Origin of the sequence: Bifidobacterium angulatum DSM 20098 = JCM 7096, from assembly GCF_001025155.1 — a bacterium.
GTDB classification, from domain to species: Bacteria; Actinomycetota; Actinomycetes; order Actinomycetales; family Bifidobacteriaceae; genus Bifidobacterium; species Bifidobacterium angulatum.
Genome location: NZ_AP012322.1, coordinates 757,373 through 783,692, shown reverse-complemented (window position 1 = coordinate 783,692; position 26,320 = coordinate 757,373). Strand labels below are relative to the sequence as shown.

Genomic DNA, 26,320 nt, shown 5'->3' with positions numbered 1-26,320 from the left:
CAATGTCAACCTATGTCAGTATCGCCAATGGGCACGATAATCGTTCGAAATCGTCCATTTTCCGTTTCCCTGCCCGGTAAAAACGGCGGGAAGCCCCGAAGATATCGAGGCTTCCCGGAATGACGCCACGCTCCGATCAGTCGTTCACATCGGTCGGGTTGATCTCGGACTTGTCGATGGCCCCGGACTCGACGCCCCAATGCTTGAGGATCTTCATATATGTACCGTCATCGATGAGCTTCTGCAATGCCTTCTGCACCGCCTGCGCCGTGGCGGTATCGCCCTTCTTGACCGCGACGGCCTCCTTGGCCATGCCCGTAGCCTTGCCCAGGGTCTCAAGCTGACCATCGGTCTGGGCGATCGCATAGCCGGCAACCGCGGAATCGGCGTATGAGACATCGGCCTTGCCCGTGGTCACATTGGTGGTCACATCGGTCTGCAGCTTATTCGACAGCACGTCGATGGCCTTCTTGCCGTCCGCCTTGCACTGCTCGTTAAGCTTGTTGACTTCCTCCTCCTGAATGGTGGCGGTCTGCACGGTAACCTTCAAACCGCATACGTCAGACACGTCGACCTTGTTCGGATTGCCCTTACGCACCACCCATGCGGATCCGGACTTGAAGATGGTGACGAAGTCAACGGCCTTCAGACGCTCCGGCGTGATGGTGAAGGACGAGATGCCGATATCGTATTTGGCGCCGACAGACGGGATGATGGAATCGAAATTCGCGTTCTGCGGGTCGGCGGTCAAACCGAATTCCTTCGCCATGGCCTTGACGAGATCGACGTCGAATCCGACCGGGGTCTTGCCATCCGCGGCCAGGAACTCCGCCGGCGGGTACGACAGATCCATACCGACGGTGAACTTACCGTCTTTGGTAACGGATTCCGGAAGCAGCTTGGCAATGGATTCATCCTTGGCGACAGAGCTGACGTCATAGCCTTCGATGCTGGAGGAACCGGATGCCTTGCCGCTTGCATCCGAATCATCGGTGGTGCCGCAGGCCGCTGCGGAAAGCAGCATAGCCGCGCTCAATGTCAGCGCCATGGCGGCCTTGATACGTGTGAATGGCATAACAACCTCTCTCATCTCTGTAGACCCACATCTATCGGGCCTAGCATAAGTACAACCTAGGCATAGTTTGCTACGAGTCCGTTAAACCGTTCATAGTGCGAATCGTGAACCTACGACAATGGGGCCCGCCCAAGCGACCCCATGTCACACGTGTATGGCCCACAACCGTGGACGAAATGACGTTTATGCAGCCATATCGAGACGATCTGCCACCATGCGCAGCAACTGCGCGGTGCTTACGCCCAGCGCCTCGGCGATGGAGCTCAGCAGCTCGGAACTGGCCTCCTTCTGCCCACGTTCCACCTCGGAAAGATAGCCGAGCGACACACCGGCCTTCTCGCTGACCTCACGCAGGGTCTTATGGTCGCGGGAACGCAGATCGCGCAATACCAGGCCGATGGCCCCGCGCAACGACAGGGTGTCTTCCTGATGTTCCGTGGGCTTGGCTTCGGCATGCGCCACAGCCTGGGTGCCGGATTCCTCGTCGCGCCACATGCGGCGGCGCATTTCCGCAGCCTCGTCCTTCGCCTTCTTGGCCGCACGGGCCTTCATTACCTGCTGCTGAGCCAGTACTACGGCGCGGCGCTGAGCCGGCGTCAATTCCCGCATGCGGGCAGCGCCGGGCTTTACCATCGGCGCCGCGATCTTCATTCCATCCACGGTTGCGTTCTGACGAATCTGAGTCATCGTTTCCATTATCCAGTCCCCTTTGCATTCCATGAGGCTGTTCACTGTCCATCTACTCCAACAGCGAACAGGGGGCGTTTTATTCCACGGTAGGCATTGTGAGCTGCGTCACAATCTGCAGCACATGCCGTACCACGCCCTCGCGCACCTGTTCGCGTGACCCGCCTAAATGCAGCTCAAAGGCCACTGCATGCCAGCCATTGCCCATGTTCCGCCATGCCCCCGTGCCATCCGCGACCGCGGTCGTATGCTCGGGCAGCGGCAAACGGGTCGGTTCGGGCAGGCCACTCGCCATGGCATCGGGCACGGCGACACCCACATAAGCAAGTCCGGCGGGCTTGTCGCCGTCCGGTCCAGGCCCGGCGACACCGGTGGTCGACAGGCCGACGACACCACCATGGTATTGGGGCTGATCGTACAGTCGCGCGGCGCAGGAGGCCATCTGCCGTGCGACTTCGGGATGCACGGCGCCCTCACGTTCGAGCAGGCCGCGGTCAACGCCGAGAACCGACGCCTTCGCCTGAACGTCATAGGTGACCGCAGAGCCCAGAAACACCATGGATGCGCCGGGGATACGAACCAGCGCATCAGCAAGCAGCCCGCCGGTCAGTGATTCGGCACAGGCGATCTTAAGTCCTTTGGACTCGTAATCGTGCAGAATCGTGGCGGCGGGCTGCTGATATGGGAAGGATTGGATTTCGCTCATGGGAACGACTTTAGTCGTTCGCCGCCTTGCGTGATCCGATGAACGTGTTGTACAGGTAGATACCGCCGGAATACAGGCAAAGCACCAAAGCAACGTACAACATGACATAGGTGACGACGTAGTACACGTTCACCCAGGCGGCGGCTGCATGCTGGGGGCCGCCGATCTGAGCGGGAATCAGCAGCATGGCAAGACCGATGCACTGGAACAGCGTTTTCAGCTTGCCGGGCCATGCGGCGGCGATCACCTTGCCGCCGGGACGTTCCATGACGAAGAAACGCATCACGGTGATGCCGATTTCGCGGATCAGGAACAGAATGGTAGCCCACCAGGGGAATTCGGCGAATACGGAGGCAACGACAAGCGTGCCACAGGTCATGAGCTTGTCGGCGATGGGATCCATCAGTTTACCGAGCTCGGTCACCTGATTGTATTTGCGGGCCATCCAACCGTCGAGCTTATCGGTGCACGCGGCGATGATGAAGATGATCGCCGCCGCCCAGCGCATGGAAGTGCTGTGCGTACCCCATGCACCGGCCGCAATGTACAGTCCGAGGAACACCACGACCAGCACGATGCGGCAGTAGGTCACCAGATTCGGCGGAGCGTTCCAGCCGTCCAACAGCGAGTTTTTTCTTGATTGGGTGCTTTGTTCTTCAGCCATATCCCACACGTTACCCTCTGTGCTCTACCGCGCGCATCGCCACCGTCAGGCTTCGCCGTCGGAGTCGGTGGCCTTGGACGGGGTGATGCTGTCGGTCTCTCCGCGAATAAAGGCGAGCACGGACGGCAGGTCGTCGGGCTGCACCAGCACCTCACGCGCCTTCGACCCTTCGGAGGGCCCGACTACGCCGCGGGACTCCAGCAGATCCATCAAACGCCCGGCCTTGGCAAAGCCCACCCTGAGCTTGCGCTGCAGCATGGAAGTGGAACCGAACTGCGTGGTGACGACCAGTTCGGCGGCCTGCAGCAGCACGTCCATATCGCCGCCGATCTCCTCGTCCGGTTCAAGCGCCTTCTTTTCAGCCTGAGCCGCCATCTGCTCGATGTCTTCGCGATACTTCGGCTTGCGCTGGGTGCGCACGAATTCCACGGCCTTACGGATCTCGGATTCGTTCACCCACGATCCCTGCACACGAATCGGCTTGGCCGACCCCATCGGCAGGAACAAGCCGTCGCCTTGACCGATCAGCGTCTCGGCGCCGGTGGTGTCGAGAATGACTCGCGAATCGGTGGCGGACGACGTGGTGAATGCAAGCCTGGACGGGATATTGGCCTTGATCAGACCGGTGACCACGTCGACGGATGGACGCTGCGTGGCGAGCACCAGATGCACACCGGCCGCACGGGCAAGCTGGGTGATGCGCTGGATGGAGCTTTCGACATCGTTCTTCGCCACCATCATCAGATCGGCCATCTCGTCGACGACCACCAGAATGTACGGATATGGTGCGACCTTGCGTTTGGAACCGGCCGGGGCATGCACCTTGCCGGCGCGCACCGCCTCGTTGAAGTCCTTGACATGACGGAAACCGAAAAACTCCAGGTCGGAATACCTGGAATCCATCTCCTTGACCACCCATTCCAACGCCTGCGCCGCCTTCTTCGGATCGGTGATGATTGGCGTAAGCAGGTGGGGAATGCCGGCATAGGCGGACAGTTCGACGCGCTTCGGGTCGACAAGAATAAGCCGTACCTGCTCGGGTGTCGCACGCATGATGATCGAGGTCAGCATCGAGTTGACGAAGCTGGACTTACCGGAGCCGGTGGCGCCCGCCACCAGAAGATGCGGCATCTTGGTCAGGTCCGCGGTAACGAAATGGCCTTCCACATCCTTGCCGATGCCGGAGAGCATCGGATTCGGATCGCTGACGACCTTCTCGCTGCGCAGCACATCGCCCAGGCATACGATCTCTCGATCCTCGTTCGGGATCTCGATGCCGATGGCGGACTTGCCGGGGATCGGAGACAGGATACGCACGTCGGAACTGGCCACGGCGTAGGCGATATTGCGCCGAAGATTGGTGACCTTCTCGACCTTGACGCCCGGGCCGAGCTCGACCTCGTACTGGGTGACGGAGGGGCCGCGCAGAAAACCGACGACCTTGGCATCGACCTTGAACTGCTGGAAGGTGGATGTCAACGCGCGAATCACACGATCGTTGGACGGGGTTCGCGCGGCGTGGGGCTTGCCCTTGGCGAGGATGTCGAGGCTGGGCAGCTGGTATGGCGGCTCGGCGCCTTCGACGGCGGGCGCATTCTCGTTGTCGGATTCGTCTGCCGGAGCCAGCACCGCATGTTCACCGGAGTCCGCCCCATATGCGCCGGAACCGGTGCCCAGGGCAAGTGTCTGGGAAGGCGCGGCGGGAGGAGCCGGAGGTTCGGGATTCTCCGCCATCGGTGCCCACGGATCGGAGGCGCCATCATCCTCGGACGGCGCTGCGGCGGTCTCGTTGTCCGATGCCTCCGTATGCTCTGCAGGTGGCGTCGGCGGCGTCGCAAATGACGTTACTGTGGCAGGCATCATGCCGGATGGCATGACCTGGGTGGTACCGCGCTCGTCATCCAACGATGTCTCCGCCGCCTGACCGTGGCGCGATGCCGCTTGGGTGAACGGATCGTCGCCCTGATACGAGTCAAGCGAAGTATCTTCCTCGTGGTGCCTGTTACGCGAGAAGAACCGCGAGATCCTTTTCAGCAGATTGGGCTCGGCGTTATCGTCTTCGTCATCCTCATCGTCGGTACCGTCGTGCGCGGGAACACCATCCGCAAATTCGAGGGTGCCGTCGCCAAGGCGTACTTCGTTGGGGAATTGCTCGTCGCCGTCGCTCGCCTTGACCTGGGCGGCATCGCCACGGAATTTGGCCACAATATTGCGGCAGATATCCGGTATGTCCTCAACGTGGATCCTGACGACCAGCAGCACTGCGAATATGCCGATGATCACGAACACCACCACGGCGAAGGTCTCGGACAACCCCCAGGCGAGCGGCGTGCCGACGACATACCCGACCAGGCCTCCGGCATGCTGCATCGCCTCGATGTCGAATCCGTCGGCCTGCGAGGCGAGCTCCACGTCGAGAATCGAACACACGACCCAGAACAGCACCGTCAACCCGATAACCACGCGTGGATTGCCCGATCCGCGCCCGGAATGGCGCATCAGCCGAATCGCAACGGCGAAGAGGAACACCGGGAGGATAACACTCATTAGCCCGAAGGCGCCGGATGCAAGCGAGTGGAGGAATCTGCCAAGCGGCCCCTGCACACGGAACCATTCGGAGGCGCAGAACAGCACGCCCAGCACCACCATGACGAAGCACGATCCATCACGCCGGTACGCCGGATCGTACTCCCCCGTTCCCGTCAACGCACGTATGCCGGCGCCGCAGGCACGAGGGACCGCCAGCAGGATCGACTGCCACAACGGTTCCTCTTCCTCATACTCGTCGGTCTGCGCCTTAGCCGACGATGCTTTGGTGGACGAGCCCTTGGCCGTGCTTTTCCTGCTATTCGATGATGATGCTGTTCTTGCCATAACGTGTCAGATTCTACCCACCAATACGCCCATATCAGGCGCTCCCCTACGATTCGAACACTTTGTCCAAGTTACCCGGCCACGTGCCGGCTTACGTAGGTTTCTCGTCTATCGCCTACGGATTTACGCGATGTCGCCCAGATGATGCTGCGTATAGGCATCGGCCTGCGCGTCGATGGCATCATAATCGCCGGCATCCGCATGATCGATGATCGCCATCGCATTGTCCACCAAAGCCGGGTTGAGCGCCTGCAGCCAGTGAATACGCGGATCACGGCCGAACCATCCCATCTGTTTGCGCGCCAGACGCTTGGTCTTCTGCGCCACATCGGCCCACGCATCCCGCTCATCCCATAAGCCATCGAGCAGATCGAACATCTGCTGATAGCCCAGTGCACGGGAAGCGGTCAGACCCATATGCGGGCGAAGCCTACGCGCCTCATCCAGGAAACCAGCCTCGCGCATCTGCGCGGTGCGGATGTCGATGCGCCTGTCAAGGTCGGCGCGATCAAGATCAAGACCGATCTGCACGCTCGCCACGACATAGCGGTACCGGGGCAACGTCGCGGAATACGGGCGTCCCGTCAGTTCGATGACCTCAAGGGCCCGGATGGTACGACGCGGATTACGTGGATCCATCCGCGCCGCCGCCTGCGGGTCCTTGGCACGAAGCTCCTCGAACAACGCTCCGGCGCCCTCCTCGAGTTCGCGGCGTTCAAGCCACTCGCGAATCTTCGGATCCGTACCGGGAAACGATATGTCATCGATCGCGGCACGGGCATACAGTCCCGAACCACCGACAAGAATCGGGCGGATGCCGCGGGATTGCAGCTCCGCGATGGTCCTGCGGGCAAGCTGCTGGAATCGCGCCACCGTCATCGTATCGTCGGGGTCGATGATGTCGATAAGATGATGCGGCACGGCAGCCTGCTCCTCGGCCGTCGGCTTGGCCGTGCCGATATCCATGCCGCGATACATCTGATAGGCATCGGCATTGACGATCTCCGCACGCTCGCCACGTTCGGCCAGACGCCTGGCGATGGCGATGCCCAGACCGGTTTTGCCCGAAGCCGTAGGCCCGACAATGGAGACCACACGCGCAGCTCGCCCACCTTCGCCAGGCATGACGTTGCCTGCGGACGCCAAGGGTTCAGTGACGGACGGCATAGGTCTGCCCCGCCTTCGGATCGGGATCGGCGATAAGATTATGCCTGCCTGCATGGGTGACGGTGGCAGTGACGAAATCACCGACCTGAGGCGTCGGTTCGCCCTCCGGCACGCCGACATGCACCAGCACGCCGGTACGTTCACGGCCGGTTACGCGATGCGTGGCGGAATCCTTCTTACCGGGTGTTCCGGTCACCATCACCTCAACGTCACGGCCTTCGAAGGTCTTGAGATTCTCCTCGGTGATGCGCTCCTGCAATGCGACAAGACGATCGAAACGATCCTGCACCACATCATGCGGAAGCTGCTCCATCTGCGCGGCCGGGGTTCCAGGACGCGGCGAATAGATGAACGTGAACGCGGACGAGAAGCGAGCCTCTTCCACCACGCGCAGCGTTTCCTGGAAATCCTCCTCGGTCTCGCCGGGAAAACCGACGATGATATCGGTGGAAATCTGCGCGTCCGGCATGGCCTGACGGATCTTGCGCAGAATATCAAGGAACTTGGCGGAGCGGTACGAGCGGCGCATGGCACGCAGGATCCGATCGGAACCGGATTGCAATGGGAAATGCAGCTGATGCATCACATTCGGAGTCTCGGCCATCGCAGCGATCACGTCATCGGTGAAGGCCGCCGGATGCGGCGACGTGAACCTCACCCGTTCCAGCCCCTCGATATCGCCGCAGGCGCGCAACAGCTTCGAGAACGCGAAACGGTCGCCGATACCGTAGCCGAAGGAATTCACGTTCTGCCCCAGCAGTGTGATCTCCTTGGCCCCCTCATCCACACATTGACGGATCTCGGCGAGAATGTCGCCGGGACGACGATCATGCTCCTTGCCGCGCGTGGTGGGCACGATGCAGAACGTACACGTATTATTGCAGCCGACGGAAATGGCGACCCAGCTCGACACCTTGGACGCACGATCCGTGGGCAGCTGGCTCGGGAAATAGTTCAGATCCTCCTGCACCTTCACCTGCGCATGCCCCTGGATGCGGGCCTGGTCAAGCAGCTGCGGCAGGGACCCGATGTTCTTGGTGCCGAACACCGCATCGACCCATGGGGCCTTCTTCGCGATCTTCTCCCGATCGAGCTGCGCCATGCACCCGCCGACCGCAATCTGCAGATTCGGGCGCTCGCGCTTCATATTGGCCCACAGGCCGATGGTGCCATACATACGCTCGGCCGCATTCTCACGCACCGCGCAGGTATTCATCACGATCAGATCGATGTCATGGTCGAGATACTGCTCCTCGGTGGCGGGAACGTAACCCGCCTGCTCCAGCACGCCGGCGATACGTTCGGAATCGTGCACATTCATCTGGCATCCAAGCGTATGCACATAGAACACGCCTTTGCCGCGTGCGGGGACAGAGTCGGCATTGCCTTCGGCCAGCTTCGAGGCGCGCTCCGCCTCGGTCATCATGTCTTCGTTCATAGTGCCCAACTGTATCGGCGTGGCATGACCCGTTCAGCAATATCACAGGTTCGCATGGTCGGGTCGGCTATATTGGGAAACGTGATACTTGATCGACACAGCAGATTCAAAACATCCGATATCAGCGCGCAGCTGAAGATGCTCGACTCTTCCGCTGGAAAGTTCAGCATCGAAGACATCACCGAATTCATCAACCTCATGCAGCTGTATGAGGGAGCGATGTATGAGGTAAGCACCAAGCTGGAGATTCTCGACGACGAGTTCCAGGTGCGGTTCAGCCACGATCCGATCCACCACATGGAACGCCGGCTGAAATCCATCAAATCGATCATCGGCAAGCTGAAAAGGCGCGACCTGCCGATCACCGTCGAATCCGTACGCGACAATCTCTTCGATGTCGCCGGTATTCGAGTGATCTGCAACTACCGTGACGATGTGTACTCGGTGTCGAACTATCTGTCGTCGCAGTCGGACATCCAGGTGCTGCGCGTCAAGGATTACATCAAGAGCCCCAAGCAGAACGGATACCGTTCGTTGCATGTGATCTACGCCACCCCGGTGTTCCTCTCCTCCGGCGAGCATTACATGCCGGTGGAGGTCCAGTTCCGCACGATCGCGATGGACTACTGGGCGAGCCTGGAGCATGCGTTGCGTTACAAGAGCGACCTGCCGGACACCAAACTGGCCGAGCATTCGCAGACGCTGCTGGATTGCGCCCGCAGCCTGCAGAACATCGAAGTGCAGATGCAGAACATCCACCGCGATATCAACGGTGCGCCGCAGGTCGAGGAAACCCCTCGCACCACCAAGTGATCGAACCGGCTACATTCGCCCCTTCGCCCCTGACTGCCCAAGCGGTCAGGGGCGTTGCCGTTTCAGCCGGTCAACGGGCAGCTGGGCGAGCATGGTGCCGGCAAAGATCAGCGCGCACCCCAGATAGCCCCGAGGGGTCATCACCTCGCCAAGGATGATTGCGCCGCCAAGCGCCGAAAAGAACGATTCCAACGACATGAGCATCGCGCCTCGCGTCGGAGGCACGAACTGCTGGCCTATGACCTGCAAGGTATAGGCCACGCCCACCGAGCCGACGCCCGCATATACCACCGCAAGCCACGCCTGCCCGGCACCGGACCAGTCCACCGACCCCTCCATGAGCGTGCCGATCCAACTCAATACCGCTGTGGTGGCGGTCTGGAAGAACGAAATCGTGAGCGCGTCCAGATCCCTGCCGAACGTATCGATGACAAGAATATGCGCGGCGAACAGCACCGCGCTACCCAGCAATACCAGATCCGCCAAGGTGATGGATCCGAATCCATCGGTGATGCACAGCAGATAGAAACCGAATACCGCGAGCACAACGCTCACTATGACATTGGCGTGGATGCGTCTGCGCAACACCATGAATGCCAGCAACGGCACCATGACAATGTACAGGGCCGTGATGAAGCCGGAGCGCCCGGCCGAACGGCAGTACAGCACGCCGTATTGCTGGGTCGTGCTGGCGGTGAACAGCACCAGACCGCAGATGATGCCGATCACAACGGGATTGCCGAAGCAGGATGGCATTGCAATCGCCCTGCCATCCCCCAGCGTGATCGTGGGAGCCTTGCCAGAGACGAGGACACGAGAGGAGCCCAATGCGGAATGTTGACGCATGCGGAGAGCCACAAGCAATGGAACCAACGACAATGCCCCCAACGTGAACCGCGTGGCGTTGAAGAACAACGGCGACATGGAATCCATGCCTTGGACCTGCGAAACGAACGCAAGTCCCCAGATCAATGCCGTCAATATCAGGCAACCCATGCCGGCTATCTCTTTCTTCTGCATAAGTCACCACCGTAAACGCAACTGTAGGGAACGAAAAAGGTCTGACCGAAATACGGTCAGACCTAATTACTGTACAATCACACGCTATTTACCAAATAATTTGCCTGCGCGCAGGCTGTTTCGCAGCTCCACGCGCAAAGCATGCAACGAAGAGACCGCACAAAAAACACGCAACGCGTGCGTCCTCAAGGCGCACAACACGAAGACGTATCGACATACGTCGAGTGTTGTGCAACGAAGAGGACGCTCCGTTGCGTGTTTTTTACTCGCGGTTGCCGAGAAGCTGAAGAATATACAAGAACATGTTCACGAAGTCGAGATACAGGTTCAGGGCGCAGAGGATGGAGATCTTCTTGATTATTTCGGGGTCTTGACCGGAGTATTGGGCGAAGATGGCGCGGGTCTGCTGGGCGTCGTAGACGGTGAAGCCGGCGAAGAGGATCAGGCCGATGGCGGAGACGAGCATGAGGGTGGTCTGGCCGGGGGCGAAGATCATGAGGAGCACTTCGGCGATGATGAGGACGATGAGGCCGACGCCCAGAATGGGGCCCGCCTTCAGCAGATCGACCTTGGTGGTCATGCCGAGCATGGTGAGGGCAAAGAAGAAGCCGGCGCACAGTGCGAGGGCGATGCCGATGGTGCCGAGGTCGTAGACGGCGAAGATCACGCTGAGTGAGAAGCCCATGAGCGCCGCGTAGATGTAGAACATGACGCGCGCGGTGGAGGTTTTCATCTTGGTGATGCGTGCGCCGAGGGCGATGGCGAGCACGATTTCGATGACCAGCGGGGCGAAAACGCCGATGATGCCGGTTTTTGCGATGAAGGCGATGTACAGGCCGGTCATTTGGGTGACGATGGCCACGGCTGCGGTGACGAGCAGGCCGATGGTCATTTCACCGTAGGAGCGGGTGACGGAGGAATGGTACGCCTTGGCGTATTCCTGCTGGCGTTCGGCGGACATCGAAGCGCCTACGCCTGCGGCACCGCCCTGCGTGTATTGGGTGTACTGGTAATTCGCCTGCGGCTGGATGGGCTGCTGGCTGTAGTTCATCTGATTGTTGTAGTCGGCGGTGTTGTATTGGGGATTGCCGAGATTGGTGTTGCGGGGTTCCTGACCGAAAGCCATGATCGCTCCTTTGTCGTACGTACGGCTCTCAGTCTACCCAACAACCTTGGAGTAGTCTCAAAGCGAAGAATATGCAATGGCGGATGCGGCCAGGGACCAGGTGGGGGCCCTTCGCAATGACTTGAATAATCAACAGCTTGCGGATGCGATAGCCGCGGAGACTCACGACACCCTCGCCCATTCCCTGTCGCTGATGGCGCTGAACGCAAGCGCCCTGCAGGCGCAGTCCCTCAAGCTTCAGGAATCCACGGCACAATTGGGTTCCAATGCGAATACCGACGACTTTATCGAACAGATCGATTCGATAAGACGAAGGACGCAGGATATTCGCAAACAGGCGGCCGGCGACAAGTTGTGCATGGGCCGCGTGCAGATGGCGCGCTTGGTGGAACGCGCCGATCTTCCGCCTTTGCCCTGATAAGAGCGGCACGACCATTCCGGTTACATGCGCCGTCTACAATGGGGCGAGTTGTGGTTCGCGATGCAAAAGGGGGAAACGATATGGCGATCAGCGCAACCGAGAAACCGCTCAGCAGAGTATTCATGTCGGACTACCGGTTCACCATTCCGTCGTTCCAACGTGCATACACGTGGCAGGCGGAGAATATTCTGCAATTGGTCTGCGATCTGCAGGATGCGAGCGCTTCGGCGAATACGCCGTATTTTCTGGGTTCGCTGATTCTGGTAAGAAACGGCGACTGCAAGTATCAGGTCATCGACGGCCAGCAGCGTCTTATTTCCTTATCGATCATCATCGCGGTGCTTCGCGAGCTGGAAACCGACCCGGTATTGCTTGAGGAGCTTGACGAGCTGATTTTGGAGCCGGGCAATAAACTGCGCGGCATCACCGCCGAGCCACGTCTTCGGCTCCGCGACCGCGATGCCGAATTCTTCCGCAGCTATGTGCAGGAAGGCGACTTGGAGGGACTGTTCGATCTTCGGGATGGCGACTTCGAGACGCGCGCCCAATACAATATTTCGACCAATGCACGTCAGGTGTTCGACGAACTCGCCAAACTCGATGACGATGACCGTCATCGCTTCGCCTCATATCTGGTCAATCAGGTCACGTTGGTCATTGTGACCACCGACGATCTGGCCGGTGCGCACCGTATTTTCGATGTGATGAACATGCGCGGCGTGCCGCTGACCGCATCCGATGTGTTCAAGGCGAAGGTGGTTGCGGCAATGTCACCGGCGGCGAGGAACGTGTACGCCGCGCGCTGGGATGACATTATGGATCCGATTGGCGACGATGCCCAGGTGCTGGAGGAGTTCTTCTCGGATCTGCATCTTGTTGTTTCGCATAAGCCCATGTGCACGCAGCTGCTGGAGGAATTCCGCAAGGATGTGCTCAGCCCGTATATCAACGAGCAGCATGTTATTTCGTTCATCGATGAACTGCTTGCACCATATGCCATGGCCTGGCGCGTGATTGACCAGCCGACCGACAGCACGCTGCCGGATGATGTGGTCAGGCAGCTCGTACTGCTCAACGACTACCCTACCAGCGATTGGAAAACCGTTGCCATGTGGGCGCTGGTGCATTCCATTGGCAATCTGGGCAACGCCGATGTCGAGATCGTCACCGGTTCGCCTACCCGTGGCGAAACGGAAGACAAGCAGACGAACCGCGAGCCGATACGCATGCATGATGGCACACGTCTGAGAACGATTCTGCAGGCGTTGGAACGTGTGACCGGCGTCGACAGTCTGAACAGGCAAAGCCCGCTGGTGCGCCGGACGCGCATGGCCAATGCGATTCGTGGGCTTGACCGCGGGTATACGATGCCGCAGAACAAGGGCTTTCTTATTACCGACGAGGATCGCAGGTCGGCATTGGCGCATTTGCGCGGCGAATTGCAGACCAATCCGAAAATGAACCGCCTGCTGTTGATTCGTGCGAACGAGCAGCTGGCGGGCGGGCGCATCACACGCCCACGCAGCCTGAATGCTATGCCGATTCTGCCTGACCGTGTCGCCAAGGATTCACCGTTTGCCGCTTGGCCGGAATCAGTGCGCGATTTCTGGTCGGCTCGTATCGGCAATCTGGCGCTGACCCAAGCCAACGAGCAGCAGCTCACACCGCTTCAGACGTTCAAGGAACGCCGCGACCGCATGCTGATGTCCGCCAGTTCGAAACGGTTCCCATTGACCGAACAGCTTGCGCATATTGACGACTGCACGGCGAAGACGCTGCAATGGCGCCAGGACGAGACGATACGGCTGATCGCCGAATTCTGGAATATCCGCTATGACGAGGGCAATACCGATCTGTCGGTTCTCGATGAGCAGCAGTTGACCCACGGTTCTTCGTCCAGAACGCCGAATGCGAAGCGTGTGACCATCGCGCAGGTGCTGGCATCAGGCTTGCTGATCGCCGGCGAAACGCTGGTGTGGGAGCGTCCACGTAAGGGCGAGCGCTGGGTTGCAACCGTAACGGATGACGGCAGGCTCCGCTTGGAGGACGGTAACGAGTATTCCTCCCCCACCGCCGCCGCGCGTGCGGTCGGCGGAGCCAGCGCAGGACTGAGCGTGTGGAAGCGCACGTCCGATGGATGCAAGCTGAGCGAGATCTGGAAGACCTACCGCATGCAAAAGCGCTGACTCAGCGATATTCGGTGACGACGGACTGTGAAGCGGAATCCATCGGGCTTCCGCATGCCGCATTATTCCGATACCGCAACGGCGTGATATGCATGATGTGACGGAATGTGCGTGTGAAATAGCTCGTCGATGAGAATCCTGTGCGGGAGGCGATGGTCGCGATAGGCAGCTGCGTAGCCGTCAGCAAGTTGGCGGCGGAACGAACACGCACATCATTGACGAATTCGATTGGGGTCTGGTTGAGCAGCTCGCGGAAGATCGCCGCGCAGGCGGTGCGCCCGACCGCCCCGGACTCGGCGATCTGCTCCAACGTGATCTGCCGCGTATACTGCCGTCGCACGAAATCGCACATCATGCCGAGCGCGATGACATGCGAATGCCGCACGGAAGGAACCGTCATGCCGTTGTTTCCTCTGTCTCGCGCAGCCATGGTCAGTTCGCGGATCATCTGGTAAAAACAGCTCAGCACGGTCAATGATTCCATGTCGTCAGACAATGCCATGGTTCCCGCCATAGGCGGCAAGTCGTCGCGTTTGGTATGGTCCAATCGACCGAATTTCACATTATGGAGCCGCATAATCTGTTCGATGACAGCTCCACCATGCCCGCCATCGGAACGGAACACCGCATATGGGAAAGCATCGTCCTTCGCCAGCGATGCGATGAATCGTTCATATACCTCCGCGGATGCGCACATGCGTGCCGGATTCAGCAGTACGCATGAGAATTCACAATCGGTGCCATCCTTGGTGAATCCGTAGTGCAGCTGACGCGAGTTGACGAAAATCGCCTGTCCCTCGTCAATCCGTATGGTCTTGCCATTCACGAAATACCACATATGGCCACGGATCACATAGGTGAATTCAAAGTCGATGTGCCAGTGGCATTCCGCCCGCATATTCGGGTATTGGCTCAGCAGCGAATGCTCGGTGAACGAGAAAAACATCGGCGCATCATAGCGCACAATCTCCGCACCGTTGGGCAGACGCCCCCACTCGGCGGTCGGTACGATCCCCTGCGGGTATGATTCCTTCAAATCCATCTGCTCCATACGCACACCGCTGCCCAATCGGTAGATAGTGACAATTTCTCGCAAGATATTACAACAAAACCGTGTGTCATCGTGGAATCGTGACATTACATGGAACATGTAAGTCAAACGTTTGACAAGGTCGAACTACCTGCTGAGCATGAAAGGAACACTATGATGACCGACTCGAACATCCAACCGGCGAAGGACGAATGGGAGCGCATGCTGTCCGGCGAGCTATATGTTGCGGACAATCCGAAGCAGCATGAAATGAACATGCGCAAACGCCGCCTGGTGCAGGCCATCAACACGTCGGCATACGACGCCTTCGAGGAGCGCGACCGTCTCTTCCGCGAATTGTTCGGCTCGCTCGGCAAGGGCGCGTTCCTCGAGCCGCCGTTCAACTGCGACTACGGGTGCAACACCTATATCGGCGACAACTTCTACGCCAACATGGACTGCATCTTCCTTGACGTGGCACCGATCACCATCGGCGACCGCGTGTTCTTCGGCCCGCGCGTAGGCTTGTACACCCCGTATCATCCCATCGACGCGGCGGTACGCGCATCCGGGCCGGAAGGTGCACGCCCAATCACCATCGGCAATGACGTATGGTTCGGCGGCAATGTGGTCGTCGGCCCCGGCGTGACCATCGGCGACGATGTGGTGATCGGCGCCGGCTCCGTAGTGGTCAAGGATATCCCGTCCCATTCGGTGGCCGTGGGCAACCCATGCCATGTGATCCGCGAGATCACGGACGACGACCGCACCTATTGGCAGGCCAAGGCCGCGGAGTACCGGGCATGGAAGGATTCAATCAACGCATGATGCCCAGACGCATGTTCCTGCGTCAGGTACTGACGCTGGCCCTGCCGATCGCCTTCCAGCAGCTTATGCTGTCGCTATCGTCCTGCGCCGACACGTTGATGGTGACGGCCGTCGGACAGGACGAGCTCTCGGCGGTTTCGCTTGCCACGCAGTTCCAGTTCATCTTCAGCCTATTCCTTGCCGCGCTGACACTCGGTATGAGCGTGCTTGTCGCACAATACTGGGGTGCGGGCGATACGGACGCCGTCGAACGGGTGCTGGCCTTCATCATGCTGTATGCAAGCCTGCTGTCACTGGTGTTCTTCGCCGCCACCCTGCTACTGCCTTACCAGCTGATGTCGGTGATGACGAACGATGCCGCATTGACGGCCATCGGCGCCCAGTATCTGAGAATCTCGTCGGTATCGTACCTGTTCATCGGGCTGTCGCAGATCTACCTGTGCCTGATGAAGAACGTCGGCGCGGCGGTAACGGGCATGATGGTCAGTACCGTCGGCGTGGCCGTGCATATCGTGATGAATGCCGTGCTGATCTACGGTTGGATGGGCATGCCGAAGCTTGGGGTTCTTGGCGCGGCCGCTTCCACGGTGCTTTCGCGCGCAATCGAGCTGACATGGTCCGTCATAGCGGCCCGTCACAGCGGGCGCCCACGTATGCGATTGCGGATGATGCTGCACCCGGATGTGCCGTTGCAAAAGGATTTCTGGCGCTACAGCCTGCCGGTGCTCGGCAACGAGCTGGTATGGGGATGCGGTTTCACCATGTATACCGTGATCATGGGGCATCTTGGTGCCGACGCGGTGGCCGCCAATTCCGTAGCCAACATCGTCAAGGATCTGCTGGTGTGTCTAAGCCTTGGGCTGGGTAATGCCGGTGGCATTCTTGTCGGCAATCTTCTGGGGCGCAACGCCTTCGACCAGGCGAGAATCATGGGAGACCGGCTCTGCAAGCTGGTCGCGCTGGTGGGTGGCGGCACTGGACTGCTCATCATTGCGGCGCGGCCGTTGGCGTTGCGGTGGGCTGGCCTGACGCCGCAGTCGACGCACTACCTGTCGATCATGCTGTTCATCTGCGCGTATTACGCGGCATGCGGGTGCATGACCAATCTGACCATCGCCGGCATTTTCCCCGCTGGCGGGGATGCAAGGTTCGGCCTTGTCTGCGATGCGATTGTCATGTGGCTTATCGTCGTGCCGGTTGGATTGTTGGCCGCCTTCGTGCTGAAGCTGCCGGTGCTGGCGGTATACGCGCTGCTTAACACCGACGAGTGCATCAAGCTGGTGCCTGCGTTGATCCATTACCGTAAATACCGCTGGGTCAGAAATGTGACGCGCTCCGCCAAGGACCGGTGAAGAATCAGGCTGATTATGCGGCGTACGACCAGTCGGTAACGGCTTCGATGTTGTTGCCATCCGGGTCAAGCACGAACGCGGCATAGTAGCCGGGATGGTAGGCGCGAGGGCCTGGCTCGCCGTTATCGGTGCCGCCTGCGGCAATGGCTGCGGCATGGAAATCACGTACGGCTTGTTCACTGTCCGCGCGGAAGGCGATATGCGTTGGGATGGGCTGTTGGGCTGGATTTCCCATCGGCGAGACGTAGAAGTCGGAACGTGGGGTGTCGTCATCGACGCCGAACCCGATGGTCGGCTCGTGATGGGCTTTGGGAATGTAGCCGAGTGGCGCCAAGGCCTTCGTATAGAACGCGATGCTGCGTTTCGCGTCCGAGGCGTGGAGCGTGATGTGGTCAAGCATGCCTCCACTCTAGTCCCGGTATACGAAACTGGCTGGAACCTTGCGATTCCAGCCAGTTCGTCATGGTGTCGAGTTCCGAGCAACGCAGCCGACACCCCCGTACATAGTCGAAGGACGCGTGCGTCGGCAAGGCGCACGGAACGAAGGCGTACGAGGGTACGTCGAGTTCCGAGCAACGCAGCCGACGCTCCGTCCTTCGACTATAAGGATGGCTCCGGCGGGCGGAAGCCCGCAGGGCTTCCGCTTATTCCGCCTCGCGCGCTGATCTGCTAAGCGGATCAGCATGGTAAATAGACAAAGACGCGTGTGTCTTCTAGGCGCACCGAAGGAAGGCGTACAAAAGTACGTCGACTGAGAAGCAACGACGAAGACACTCCGTCTTTGTCTATTTCATCAGGTTGCGTAGGACGTACTGGAGAATGCCGCCGTTGCGGTAGTAGTCCGCCTCACCGGGGGTGTCGATGCGCACGACCGCGTCGAATTCGGTCTTGGCACCATCCGTATGGGTGGCGGTGACATGGACCGTCTTCGGCGTGGAACCGTTATTGAGCTCCTCGACGCCGTCGATGTCGTACGTTTCGGTGCCGTCGAGACCGAGGCTTTCGTAGGATTCGCCTTCGGGGAATTGCAACGGCAGCACGCCCATGCCGATGAGGTTGGAACGGTGGATGCGCTCGAAGCTTTCGGTGATGACCGCCCTGACACCAAGCATGACCGTGCCCTTGGCCGCCCAGTCGCGGGAGGAGCCGGTGCCGTACTCCTTGCCGGCGAGTACGACCAGCGGCACATCATGGTCGATGTAATCGCGCGACGCTTCGAAGATAGTGGTCGGCTTGCCTTCCAGGAAATCGTAGGTGAAACCGCCGGGGGTGACTTCTTCACCGACGGAGGCGAGCAGCTGGTTGCGCAGGCGGATGTTGCCGAAGGTGCCGCGGACCATGACCTCATGGTTGCCTCGACGGGAACCGTAGGAGTTGAAGTTCTTCGGTTCGACGCCGCGATCGGTCAGGTACTTGCCCGCGGGGCTGGTGGCCTTGAACGCGCCAGCCGGCGAAATATGGTCGGTGGTCACGGAGTCGCCGAGCAACGCGAGCACGCGGGCGCCGTGGATGTTCTCGACCGGATCAGGCGTGGCCTTCATGCCGTCGAAGAAGGTCTGCTTGCGCACGTAGGTGGAGTTCTCATCCCAGGCGAACAGTTCGCCTTCCGGCACTTCCAAGCCCTTCCAGCGGCGGTCGCCTTCGAACACGGAGGCGTAGTCCTTGAGGAACATCTCACGGCTGACGGTGCCGTTCACCACGGATTCGACCTCTTCGTTGGTGGGCCAGATGTCCTTCAGATACACGTCGTTGCCGTCGTTGTCTTTGCCGAGCGGCTGGGTTTCAAAATCGAAGTCCATGGTGCCGGCGAGCGCGTAGGCGATGACCAGCGGCGGGGATGCCAGGTAGTTCATCTTGACGTCGGGGCTGATGCGGCCTTCGAAGTTGCGGTTGCCGGAGAGTACGGAGGTGACGGTCAGGTCGTTGGCGTTGATGGCTTCGGAGATCTCGGGCAGCAGCGGGCCGGAGTTGCCGATGCAGGTGGCGCAGCCGAAGCCGACGAGCTGGTATCCGAGCGCGTCGAGGTCGTCCTGCAGGCCGGCGGCCTTGAGGTAGTCGGCTACGACTTGGGAGCCGGGGGCGAGCGAGGTCTTGACCCACGGCTTCGGTTTTAATCCCTTGGCGTGCGCGTTGCGGGCGATGAGGCCGGCGGCGATCATGACGGACGGGTTGGAGGTGTTGGTGCAGGAGGTGATGGAGGCGATGGCCACGTCGCCGTTCGTGATGTCGAAGTCGCCACGGAAGTCGGTGGAGACGGAGACCGGCTCCTGCACGGTTTTGTCGGTTTCGTAGTCCGGCAGTGTGGCTGCGAACTTTTCCTTGGATTCGGAGAGCTTGATGCGGTCCTGCGGGCGCTTCGGGCCGGCGATGGACGGCACGACAGAGCCGAGGTCCAGTTCGAGGTATTCGGAGTACTGCGGTTCCACATAGTTCGGGTCGGTGGTGTCGCCCCACAGCTTGTTGGCCTTGGCGTAGGCTTCGACAAGGGCGATCTGCTCTTCGGAGCGGCCGGTCAAGCGCAGGTAGTCGAGGGTGACGCCGTCGATGGGGAAGATGCCGCAGGTGGAACCGAATTCCGGGCCCATGTTGCCGATGGTGGCACGGTTGGCCAGCGGCACGGAGGCGATGCCGTCACCGTAGAATTCGACGAACTTGCCGACTACGCCGTGCTGGCGGAGCATGTCGGTGATGGTGAGCACCACGTCGGTGGCGGTGACGCCTTCCGGGATGGAGCCGGTGAGTTTGAAGCCGACGACGCGCGGCACGAGCATGGAGATCGGCTGGCCGAGCATGGCTGCCTCGGCTTCGATGCCGCCTACGCCCCAACCGAGCACGCCCAGTCCGTTGACGGTGGTGGTGTGCGAGTCGGTGCCCACGCAGGAGTCGAGATAGGCGAGCTCATGCCCGTTCTCTCTGGCCTTGGTCATGACGACCTTGGCGAGGTATTCGATGTTGACCTGATGGATGATGCCGGTTCCCGGCGGCACCACGCGGAAGTTTCTGAACGCCTGCTGGCCCCAGCGCAGGAACTGGTAGCGTTCGCCGTTGCGCTGATATTCGATGTCCATGTTCTGTTCGACGGCATCGGCCACGCCGTACTTGTCGATCTGCACGGAATGGTCGATCACCATGTCGGACTGGACCTGCGGGTTGATGACCTCCGGGTCTCCCCCGAGTTCCTTGACCGCATCACGCATGGTGGCGAGATCGACGATGCACGGCACGCCGGTGAAGTCCTGCATGACCACGCGCGACGGCGTGAACTGGATCTCATGGCTCGGCTGGGCGTTCGGATCCCATTCGAGCAGCGCCTTGACGTGATCATCGGTGATGTTGGCGCCGTCGATGTTGCGCACCAGATTCTCGACGAGGACCTTCAACGAGTAGGGCAGATGGTCGATGCCGGGAAGATTCGCAATGTTGTAGTAGTCGTAATCCTTGCCAGCCACGGTCAAAGTCGTCAGCTGATCATCAGTCAAGGACATATTCCCTCCGATGCGATAAGCGGTGGTACACGCTCGTGTGATACCTCCGTCGATATAACACTTCGAATGGTACGGCCACGTTACTTCGCTTCTGGCGTGTCGGTTTGAGATGTGAGACAATGCGCAGCCTGCCATATCGACTCGCGCATATGAAAAATCGTGTGGGAGCATAAGCCGCTCCCACACGATTTACGCAAAGGAAAGGGAAAATCGTCAGCCCTTTGCAGCCTTCCCGGCCTGCCTGCGCATGGCAAGCACGCGCGCCGTTCCCACGCAGAGAAGGAAGATGGCGATGGAGACGGCAAGCACGACCAACGTGGCCATCAGCGTGGAGCCACGCGGCACGATCAGCGCGAAGAAATGCCTGACGAACGGAATGGCCACACCGGCCGCACCGATAACCGTAAAGCCCAGCACCATAAGGCCACGCCAGCCGGTAAGCGGCTGGGCCACACGTGCCAGCACGAGAATGCCCAGTACGAACAGGATGATGGCGTTCAGCGCACGCAGCTGGGTAAGGTCGGCGGCATTCGTCATATCCCAGTGCATGATGCCCGGCAGCAGCCATGTGGACAGCAGAACGGACAATGCGACTGCGATGCCTCCCGGCAGGGCGAACAGCACTACGCGTTTGAGGAAACCGGGGATGTAGCGGCGTGTGTTCGGTGCGAGCGCCAGGATGAACGCCGGAACGCCGATGGTCAGGGCCCCCAGGTAGGTGATGTGGCGTGGCAGATACGGGAACGGGATCTGCGTGAGCACCACGCCGAGCGAGATCAACGCCGAATATACGGTTTTGACGAGGAATAGGCTGGCAACGCGTTCCATATTGGCCATGACCTGGCGTCCTCGTGCCACCACGTCGGGCAGGTGCGAGAATTTCGAATCGACCAGCACGACCTGCGCGATGGACTTGGTGGCGGGCGCGGCATTGCCCATGGCGATGCCCAGATCGGCTTCCTTCAACGCCAGTGCGTCGTTCACGCCGTCGCCGGTCATGGCGACCACATGGTCGTCCTTGTGCAGGGCCTGCACCACGGCCTTCTTCTGATTGGGCAGTACACGACCCAGCACATCCACGTTCTGCAGCACCTTGGCCAGTTCGTCGATGTCGTCGGGCAATTCGCGCGCATCCATGTACACGGGTTCACGATCGCCGGTGAGCTTGACCTTGCGGGCTATCGCGCCGACGGTCACCGGATTGTCGCCGGAGATGATGCGGCAGCGCACGCCCTGCTCGCGGAACCATTGGAGCGTGGATTCGGCGTCGGAGCGGATGCGTTCGGAGCACAACACCAATGCCACCGGTCTGGCTGTGGCGTCAAGTCGCGGGTTTTCGGCGAAATCCTCGGCTGGCTGGCCGGAACGATGGGCGATCAGCAGCACGCGATTGCCTTCGTTGGCGTTCTCGGTAACCATGTCGAGTACATTCCCGTAGTCGCCGTTCAATGCGGAGATGATGACCTCGGGGGCACCCATATACCATGTGCCGGTATAAGAGACGATGGCGCTCCACTTGCGCGCCGATGAGAACGGCACGCGCGCCTGGACCGCACCGCCCGCGAACCCTTCGCGACCGAGCCCTTCGAGCACGGCCTTGCCGGTACCGTTCGGCTGCTCCTCGTTCGACAGGTCGAACAAGGCCTGCTTGGCGTTCGATTCATCTTCATCGCCATCGAGCATCCGCAGCTCGTTGAACGCGATGCCACCGTCGGTGATGGTGCCGGTCTTATCAAGGTTCAGGCAGTCGACGCGCGCCAGCGTCTCCACCGATTCGAGCTCCTGCACCAGCGTGTTCTTGCGCGCAAGGCGCATGGCCGCAACCGCGAAGTTCAATGATGTCAGCAGCACCAGGCCTTCCGGAATCATGCCCACCACGCCGGCCACGGCGGAAACCACGGCCTGCCGCCATTGGCCGGTGGCCAGAGCATGCGACCAGCCGCCAACCGCGTTCATCTGCGACCAGACAAGCAGCACGCACAACGGCACCACGATGAAGGTCATGACCTTCAGGATCGTGTTGATGCCCTTGTTCAAATCCGAGGTGGTCTTCTTGAACACCTTGGCTTCGGCGGTGATCTTCGCCGCATAGGAATGCTCTCCCACGGCGGTGACCCTGATCAGCGCCATGCCGGACACCGCGGTGGAACCGGAATACACGTCGTTTCCAGCCTTCTTGCGTACCGTACGGGATTCGCCGGTCAGCATCGACTCGTCGAGTTCCAATCCCCACGTCTCGACGATGGCGCCGTCGGCCGGCACCTGTTCGCCGGAACGGATCCACAGCAGATCGTCAAGCACGATGTCGTCGTGCGGCACCTCCATATCCGCGCCGTCGCGGTGCACCAGATAGTCCGACGCCACCAGGATGGACAGCTTGTCCAAGGTGCGTTTGGATTTCAATTCGGTGACGATGCCGATGCCCGTGTTCACGATGATCACGACACCGAAAACGGCGTCCTTCCATGAGCCGGTGAGCAGCACCAGTACCATGGCACCGAGGATGATGCCGTTGAACAGGGTGAATACGTTGGCACGGATGATGTCCACGATTGAACGCGACGATGATGTCTTCACCGCGTTGCCGCGCCCATCCGCCTGACGTTCGGCGACGTCTTGTTTGCTCAAGCCAGGCTCGTCCAAGCTTGGCATGGTCACGGTTGTTGCAGATTCCATGTGCTCTACCCTACTCCGGTATCCAACACCTGCATTCGTCCGGTGGAATGATGTCGCGCAAACGGATTCGACACGACATCACCCCACCGAGTGCAATGCTTTGCAACAAGGCCGCGGCAACTCGCTTGCCTGGCCTGTCAGTGCTTCAGCGTGGTGACCATCATGTTCCGTGCGTGCGGCCGGTCGTTAACCACCAGCATGGTCGCCTTGTCGATTGGCATGGCGTCGGTAGCACGATCATTGATGGTGAGCGCAGCCGCGAACAGGCGCGTATCGGCTGGCGTACATATGGGATTGATGAGCATGACGGGAATTCCGGCATGCCGGGCTGACTGTAGGGCGGCTGCCCAACCCTGCTTGTCCTGGGATGCATCGATTCCGCTGATAGCGATAACCGTCACCTGCCTCGACACCAGATCCCTCACGGCCTGCTGGGCGCCGGCCACCGGTCTGGCGGTATCGCGCAACGACACATACGATGCCTTCAATCCAGCCGAATCGTAGGCATCCAGCACCAGGTCATCAGCCGATGCGGTGTATGAGCCGACCAGACCAATGGACACGTCGCCCCGTTCCACGCCACTTGACTGCACCGACGAATCGCCGGCACGGTCATCGCCCACCGCGGCACCGGCCGGGGCGCAGGAGACGGTGGATGCCAGCATCAACGCCGCCAGCACGAGGCCGATGCACCTCGCCAATAATCGTATATCTCTAGCCATGGGTCGCAGTCAGGCGCGGCGGAACAACGCCACCGTCTCGACATGATGGGTCATCGGGTAGATGTCGTAGGCGTGGATGTCCGCCAGCTCATATCCAAGCCCGGTAATCGTGGCGGTATCGCGGGCAAGACTGGTGCAATCGCATGCGATATAGACGATCGAACGCGCACCGGCCTCGGCGATCTGCCGGCAGACCTTGGCATGCGCCCCGGCGCGAGGCGGATCGAGCACCACGACATCCGGATGAGCCAGATGGGCGGGAACATGGGCGAGCGTACGCGACACATCACCGCAACGCACGTCCACATCGTTCAAGCCCAAAGCACGCAGATTGCGCTGCTGGCTCTTCACCGCCGCATCACCGCCTTCGACGCTGAACATACGCGTGCGTTCGGCGATCATGGTCGCCAGCGGAAGCGTGAACAGGCCGGAACCGGAATACAGATCCCACAGCACGGCCGAAACGGCACCATCCATTTCACCACGCACCAGATCGATGACATGATTGGCCAAGGCGATCGGCGCCTGACGGTGCACCTGCCAGAAACCATTGGCATCCACCATGTAGGAGAATTCGCGCCCGGCCACCGTAACCCGTTCCGTAAGCTGGCGGGTTCCGGCCTGCAACTCGCCGTCCACCAGCACCGCATAGTTGCTGCCGATATCGCTATGATCGCTCTCCCCCACAGCCTGACGCGGCTCGGGAACGGACAGGCGAATCTGCGACCCCGGTTCGAACCCGCCATCCCAGATTCCATTCGCCGCCGCCACATCAAGCAATGCGTTCGTAGCCAACGGCATGGTGGTCAACGGCACACGCACATGCGTTCCACGCCGACGCATGGACGGTTTGCCGTTGTCGTCCGCAATCATTTCGATGCGGGTACGCCAATGCAATCCGCCTAGCTCCTCATCGCCGTCGGCACGGCTGATAGGCACGGTCACGTCCACGTGACCAAGACGTTTCATCTGCTCGCTGATCGTCACCGCTTTCCAGGTAAGCTGCCCCGGCAGGGAGACATGCACCAGGTCGGCGCCGCCTACGCCCCCGCCCATAGCCAGGGGCCCGGCAAGAGCCCACGCGGGTTCCATGCGATCGTCGCTGGCCTGCACGACCTCGACCACTTCGCCCGTCCAGAAACGCTCGTCACGATCATGCGGCTCATCAAGCTCGATACGCACCAGCTCGCCCGGCAACGCGAAGCGCACGAATACCACGCGCCCATCGATATGAGCCACGCAACGGCCCTGATCGGCATATCGTTCGATACGAACCTCAGCCTGCATTGTTTATTCGTCCTTTACTGTCGTTACTGTGTCGATGGTCGAATCGCCGTTTTCCGCCTGTCCGGCGTGCGCCTTGGCGATCCTATGCCTGTGCATCGGCGTGGCGATGATGAGATAGCTCACCCAGATGGCGAGCGCCCAGAACGGAATGCCCATAAGCAGCCGGGCCACGCCCAGCGCCGCCACATTGTTGGTCAGGTACAACGGAACCTGAACGGCAAGACGCAGCAGGAACAGCGCCATCCATAGCCAGGTGATGACGGTGTAGGCCTTTTTCAACGCCTTGTCGCCGGTCCAGTCCTCGAACCATGCCTTGAAATGTTCGGTCGGCAGTTGACGGATGAATTCGATGACCACGCCCAAGGCGGGAACCTTGGCGATCAACGATACGCCCAGCACGGTAGCATATATTGCATTGGTAAGGAAGCCGAACATGTAGTAGTCGCGGGCCTCGTGGGATTTCCACGCCCAGATCAGGCAGATGCCCACGGCTACCAGACCGCTCAAGGCACCCATCACGGACTGGCGTTGCAGCAGCCGAAGAACCACTTGAGCCAGGGCCAGGGCCGCGGAGACACCAATGGTGAGATCGAGGTTCTGGGTGACGACGAACAGTACTACGAACACGACACCGGGAAGCATGGATTCCACCACGCCGCGTACGCCGCCGATGGCTGCAATGACGGAGAAGTCGTCGCCTTCACCGGCGGTGGCGAGCGCTTTGAGACCGGTGCCGCTGCTGGAGGGTCTGCGTTCTGCCATA

The 26,320-nt window shown here is 60.3% G+C and carries 21 protein-coding genes; 5 read left to right on the top strand and 16 right to left on the bottom strand.

Annotated features, from left to right (window positions below):
- Positions 1-136: 136 nt before the first annotated feature.
- The 7 genes from BBAG_RS03155 to miaB all read right to left on the bottom strand — a co-directional run bounded on the left by BBAG_RS03155 (position 137) and on the right by miaB (position 8,611).
- Positions 137-1,075 carry an ABC transporter substrate-binding protein gene (locus BBAG_RS03155; protein WP_033508209.1) on the bottom strand — a complete coding sequence of 313 codons (939 nt, stop codon included), beginning with the start codon at positions 1,073-1,075 and terminating at the stop codon, positions 137-139.
- A gap of 183 nt (positions 1,076-1,258) precedes the next feature.
- Entirely contained in the window at positions 1,259-1,762 is a 504-nt protein-coding gene (locus tag BBAG_RS03150) for a helix-turn-helix domain-containing protein (RefSeq protein ID WP_407921660.1), read from the bottom strand.
- 79 nt (positions 1,763-1,841) lie between these two features.
- Entirely contained in the window at positions 1,842-2,468 is a 627-nt protein-coding gene (locus tag BBAG_RS03145) for a CinA family protein (protein ID WP_003826000.1), read from the bottom strand.
- Positions 2,469-2,478: 10 nt separating this feature from the next.
- Positions 2,479-3,132: a CDP-diacylglycerol--glycerol-3-phosphate 3-phosphatidyltransferase gene (gene pgsA / locus BBAG_RS03140; RefSeq protein ID WP_003825998.1), complete on the bottom strand. Its 654-nt coding sequence runs from the start codon at positions 3,130-3,132 to the stop codon at positions 2,479-2,481.
- A gap of 45 nt (positions 3,133-3,177) precedes the next feature.
- Positions 3,178-6,006: an FtsK/SpoIIIE family DNA translocase gene (locus BBAG_RS03135; RefSeq protein ID WP_003825997.1), complete on the bottom strand. Its 2,829-nt coding sequence runs from the start codon at positions 6,004-6,006 to the stop codon at positions 3,178-3,180.
- A gap of 123 nt (positions 6,007-6,129) precedes the next feature.
- Positions 6,130-7,131, bottom strand: coding sequence for a tRNA (adenosine(37)-N6)-dimethylallyltransferase MiaA (gene miaA / locus BBAG_RS03130; protein ID WP_033508346.1), 1,002 nt, complete (start codon positions 7,129-7,131; stop codon positions 6,130-6,132).
- Between the two features lie 25 nt (positions 7,132-7,156).
- Entirely contained in the window at positions 7,157-8,611 is a 1,455-nt protein-coding gene (miaB, locus tag BBAG_RS03125) for a tRNA (N6-isopentenyl adenosine(37)-C2)-methylthiotransferase MiaB (RefSeq protein ID WP_003825994.1), read from the bottom strand.
- A 54-nt stretch (positions 8,612-8,665) separates the two neighbouring features.
- Here miaB and BBAG_RS03120 point away from each other — a divergent pair, with 54 nt between their 5' ends.
- Positions 8,666-9,424, top strand: a complete 759-nt coding sequence (locus tag BBAG_RS03120) for a GTP pyrophosphokinase (RefSeq protein WP_003825992.1) — start codon at positions 8,666-8,668, stop codon at positions 9,422-9,424.
- A 45-nt stretch (positions 9,425-9,469) separates the two neighbouring features.
- Here the strand turns inward: BBAG_RS03120 and BBAG_RS03115 are convergent, their stop codons facing one another.
- Positions 9,470-10,444 carry a DMT family transporter gene (locus BBAG_RS03115; RefSeq protein ID WP_003825990.1) on the bottom strand — a complete coding sequence of 325 codons (975 nt, stop codon included), beginning with the start codon at positions 10,442-10,444 and terminating at the stop codon, positions 9,470-9,472.
- A 262-nt stretch (positions 10,445-10,706) separates the two neighbouring features.
- The gene (locus BBAG_RS03110) at positions 10,707-11,570 is read right to left on the bottom strand and encodes a Bax inhibitor-1/YccA family protein (RefSeq protein ID WP_003825988.1); all 864 of its coding nucleotides are present in this window, start codon (positions 11,568-11,570) and stop codon (positions 10,707-10,709) included.
- 76 nt (positions 11,571-11,646) lie between these two features.
- On the opposite strand from BBAG_RS03110, the gene BBAG_RS08635 reads away from it, so the two are divergent.
- Together BBAG_RS08635 and BBAG_RS03100 are read left to right on the top strand one after the other, a co-directional pair.
- Positions 11,647-11,988, top strand: a complete 342-nt coding sequence (locus BBAG_RS08635; RefSeq protein ID WP_003825986.1) for a histidine kinase — start codon at positions 11,647-11,649, stop codon at positions 11,986-11,988.
- 83 nt (positions 11,989-12,071) lie between these two features.
- Complete coding sequence (locus tag BBAG_RS03100; RefSeq protein WP_033508214.1) at positions 12,072-14,177, top strand: GmrSD restriction endonuclease domain-containing protein; 2,106 nt, start codon at positions 12,072-12,074, stop codon at positions 14,175-14,177.
- 1 nt (position 14,178) lies between these two features.
- Here BBAG_RS03100 and BBAG_RS03095 read toward each other — a convergent pair whose 3' ends face one another.
- Positions 14,179-15,228 (bottom strand): AraC family transcriptional regulator, encoded by a 1,050-nt coding sequence (locus BBAG_RS03095; protein WP_003825981.1) that lies wholly within the window; start codon positions 15,226-15,228, stop codon positions 14,179-14,181.
- 156 nt (positions 15,229-15,384) lie between these two features.
- Between BBAG_RS03095 and BBAG_RS03090 the strand changes: the two genes are divergently transcribed.
- The gene (locus tag BBAG_RS03090; RefSeq protein ID WP_033508350.1) at positions 15,385-16,035 is read left to right on the top strand and encodes a sugar O-acetyltransferase; all 651 of its coding nucleotides are present in this window, start codon (positions 15,385-15,387) and stop codon (positions 16,033-16,035) included.
- The gene (locus tag BBAG_RS03085; RefSeq protein WP_033508216.1) at positions 16,011-17,387 is read left to right on the top strand and encodes an MATE family efflux transporter; all 1,377 of its coding nucleotides are present in this window, start codon (positions 16,011-16,013) and stop codon (positions 17,385-17,387) included. The genes BBAG_RS03090 and BBAG_RS03085 overlap by 25 nt, the downstream gene beginning before the upstream one ends.
- A gap of 13 nt (positions 17,388-17,400) precedes the next feature.
- Here the strand turns inward: BBAG_RS03085 and BBAG_RS03080 are convergent, their stop codons facing one another.
- The 6 genes from BBAG_RS03080 to BBAG_RS03055 all read right to left on the bottom strand — a co-directional run bounded on the left by BBAG_RS03080 (position 17,401) and on the right by BBAG_RS03055 (position 26,319).
- A complete protein-coding gene (locus BBAG_RS03080; protein ID WP_003825975.1) occupies positions 17,401-17,787 on the bottom strand; it encodes a VOC family protein in 387 nt (128 codons plus the stop codon).
- A 385-nt stretch (positions 17,788-18,172) separates the two neighbouring features.
- Positions 18,173-20,872 (bottom strand): aconitate hydratase AcnA, encoded by a 2,700-nt coding sequence (gene acnA / locus BBAG_RS03075; protein ID WP_003825974.1) that lies wholly within the window; start codon positions 20,870-20,872, stop codon positions 18,173-18,175.
- A 213-nt stretch (positions 20,873-21,085) separates the two neighbouring features.
- Complete coding sequence (locus tag BBAG_RS03070) at positions 21,086-23,548, bottom strand: cation-translocating P-type ATPase (RefSeq protein ID WP_003825970.1); 2,463 nt, start codon at positions 23,546-23,548, stop codon at positions 21,086-21,088.
- A gap of 137 nt (positions 23,549-23,685) precedes the next feature.
- Positions 23,686-24,270 (bottom strand): type 1 periplasmic-binding domain-containing protein, encoded by a 585-nt coding sequence (locus BBAG_RS03065; protein WP_003825967.1) that lies wholly within the window; start codon positions 24,268-24,270, stop codon positions 23,686-23,688.
- Between the two features lie 9 nt (positions 24,271-24,279).
- Positions 24,280-25,557, bottom strand: a complete 1,278-nt coding sequence (locus tag BBAG_RS03060) for a class I SAM-dependent RNA methyltransferase (protein ID WP_003825965.1) — start codon at positions 25,555-25,557, stop codon at positions 24,280-24,282.
- Between the two features lie 3 nt (positions 25,558-25,560).
- Positions 25,561-26,319: a DUF3159 domain-containing protein gene (locus BBAG_RS03055; RefSeq protein ID WP_003825963.1), complete on the bottom strand. Its 759-nt coding sequence runs from the start codon at positions 26,317-26,319 to the stop codon at positions 25,561-25,563.
- Position 26,320 lies beyond the last annotated feature (1 nt).

What these genes read in the sequence shown, in the direction of transcription:
- BBAG_RS03155 (WP_033508209.1), bottom strand. Translation starts at nt 1,075, where the DNA reads ATGCCATTCACACGTATCAAGGCCGCCATGGCGCTGACATTGAGCGCG.
- BBAG_RS03150 (WP_407921660.1), bottom strand. Translation starts at nt 1,762, where the DNA reads ATGACTCAGATTCGTCAGAACGCAACCGTGGATGGAATGAAGATCGCG.
- BBAG_RS03145 (WP_003826000.1), bottom strand. Translation starts at nt 2,468, where the DNA reads ATGAGCGAAATCCAATCCTTCCCATATCAGCAGCCCGCCGCCACGATT.
- pgsA (WP_003825998.1), bottom strand. Translation starts at nt 3,132, where the DNA reads ATGGCTGAAGAACAAAGCACCCAATCAAGAAAAAACTCGCTGTTGGAC.
- BBAG_RS03135 (WP_003825997.1), bottom strand. Translation starts at nt 6,006, where the DNA reads ATGGCAAGAACAGCATCATCATCGAATAGCAGGAAAAGCACGGCCAAG.
- miaA (WP_033508346.1), bottom strand. Translation starts at nt 7,131, where the DNA reads ATGCCTGGCGAAGGTGGGCGAGCTGCGCGTGTGGTCTCCATTGTCGGG.
- miaB (WP_003825994.1), bottom strand. Translation starts at nt 8,611, where the DNA reads ATGAACGAAGACATGATGACCGAGGCGGAGCGCGCCTCGAAGCTGGCC.
- BBAG_RS03120 (WP_003825992.1), top strand. Translation starts at nt 8,666, where the DNA reads ATGGTCGGGTCGGCTATATTGGGAAACGTGATACTTGATCGACACAGC.
- BBAG_RS03115 (WP_003825990.1), bottom strand. Translation starts at nt 10,444, where the DNA reads ATGCAGAAGAAAGAGATAGCCGGCATGGGTTGCCTGATATTGACGGCA.
- BBAG_RS03110 (WP_003825988.1), bottom strand. Translation starts at nt 11,570, where the DNA reads ATGGCTTTCGGTCAGGAACCCCGCAACACCAATCTCGGCAATCCCCAA.
- BBAG_RS08635 (WP_003825986.1), top strand. Translation starts at nt 11,647, where the DNA reads ATGGCGGATGCGGCCAGGGACCAGGTGGGGGCCCTTCGCAATGACTTG.
- BBAG_RS03100 (WP_033508214.1), top strand. Translation starts at nt 12,072, where the DNA reads ATGGCGATCAGCGCAACCGAGAAACCGCTCAGCAGAGTATTCATGTCG.
- BBAG_RS03095 (WP_003825981.1), bottom strand. Translation starts at nt 15,228, where the DNA reads ATGGAGCAGATGGATTTGAAGGAATCATACCCGCAGGGGATCGTACCG.
- BBAG_RS03090 (WP_033508350.1), top strand. Translation starts at nt 15,385, where the DNA reads ATGACCGACTCGAACATCCAACCGGCGAAGGACGAATGGGAGCGCATG.
- BBAG_RS03085 (WP_033508216.1), top strand. Translation starts at nt 16,011, where the DNA reads ATGGAAGGATTCAATCAACGCATGATGCCCAGACGCATGTTCCTGCGT.
- BBAG_RS03080 (WP_003825975.1), bottom strand. Translation starts at nt 17,787, where the DNA reads ATGCTTGACCACATCACGCTCCACGCCTCGGACGCGAAACGCAGCATC.
- acnA (WP_003825974.1), bottom strand. Translation starts at nt 20,872, where the DNA reads ATGTCCTTGACTGATGATCAGCTGACGACTTTGACCGTGGCTGGCAAG.
- BBAG_RS03070 (WP_003825970.1), bottom strand. Translation starts at nt 23,548, where the DNA reads ATGGAATCTGCAACAACCGTGACCATGCCAAGCTTGGACGAGCCTGGC.
- BBAG_RS03065 (WP_003825967.1), bottom strand. Translation starts at nt 24,270, where the DNA reads ATGGCTAGAGATATACGATTATTGGCGAGGTGCATCGGCCTCGTGCTG.
- BBAG_RS03060 (WP_003825965.1), bottom strand. Translation starts at nt 25,557, where the DNA reads ATGCAGGCTGAGGTTCGTATCGAACGATATGCCGATCAGGGCCGTTGC.
- BBAG_RS03055 (WP_003825963.1), bottom strand. Translation starts at nt 26,319, where the DNA reads ATGGCAGAACGCAGACCCTCCAGCAGCGGCACCGGTCTCAAAGCGCTC.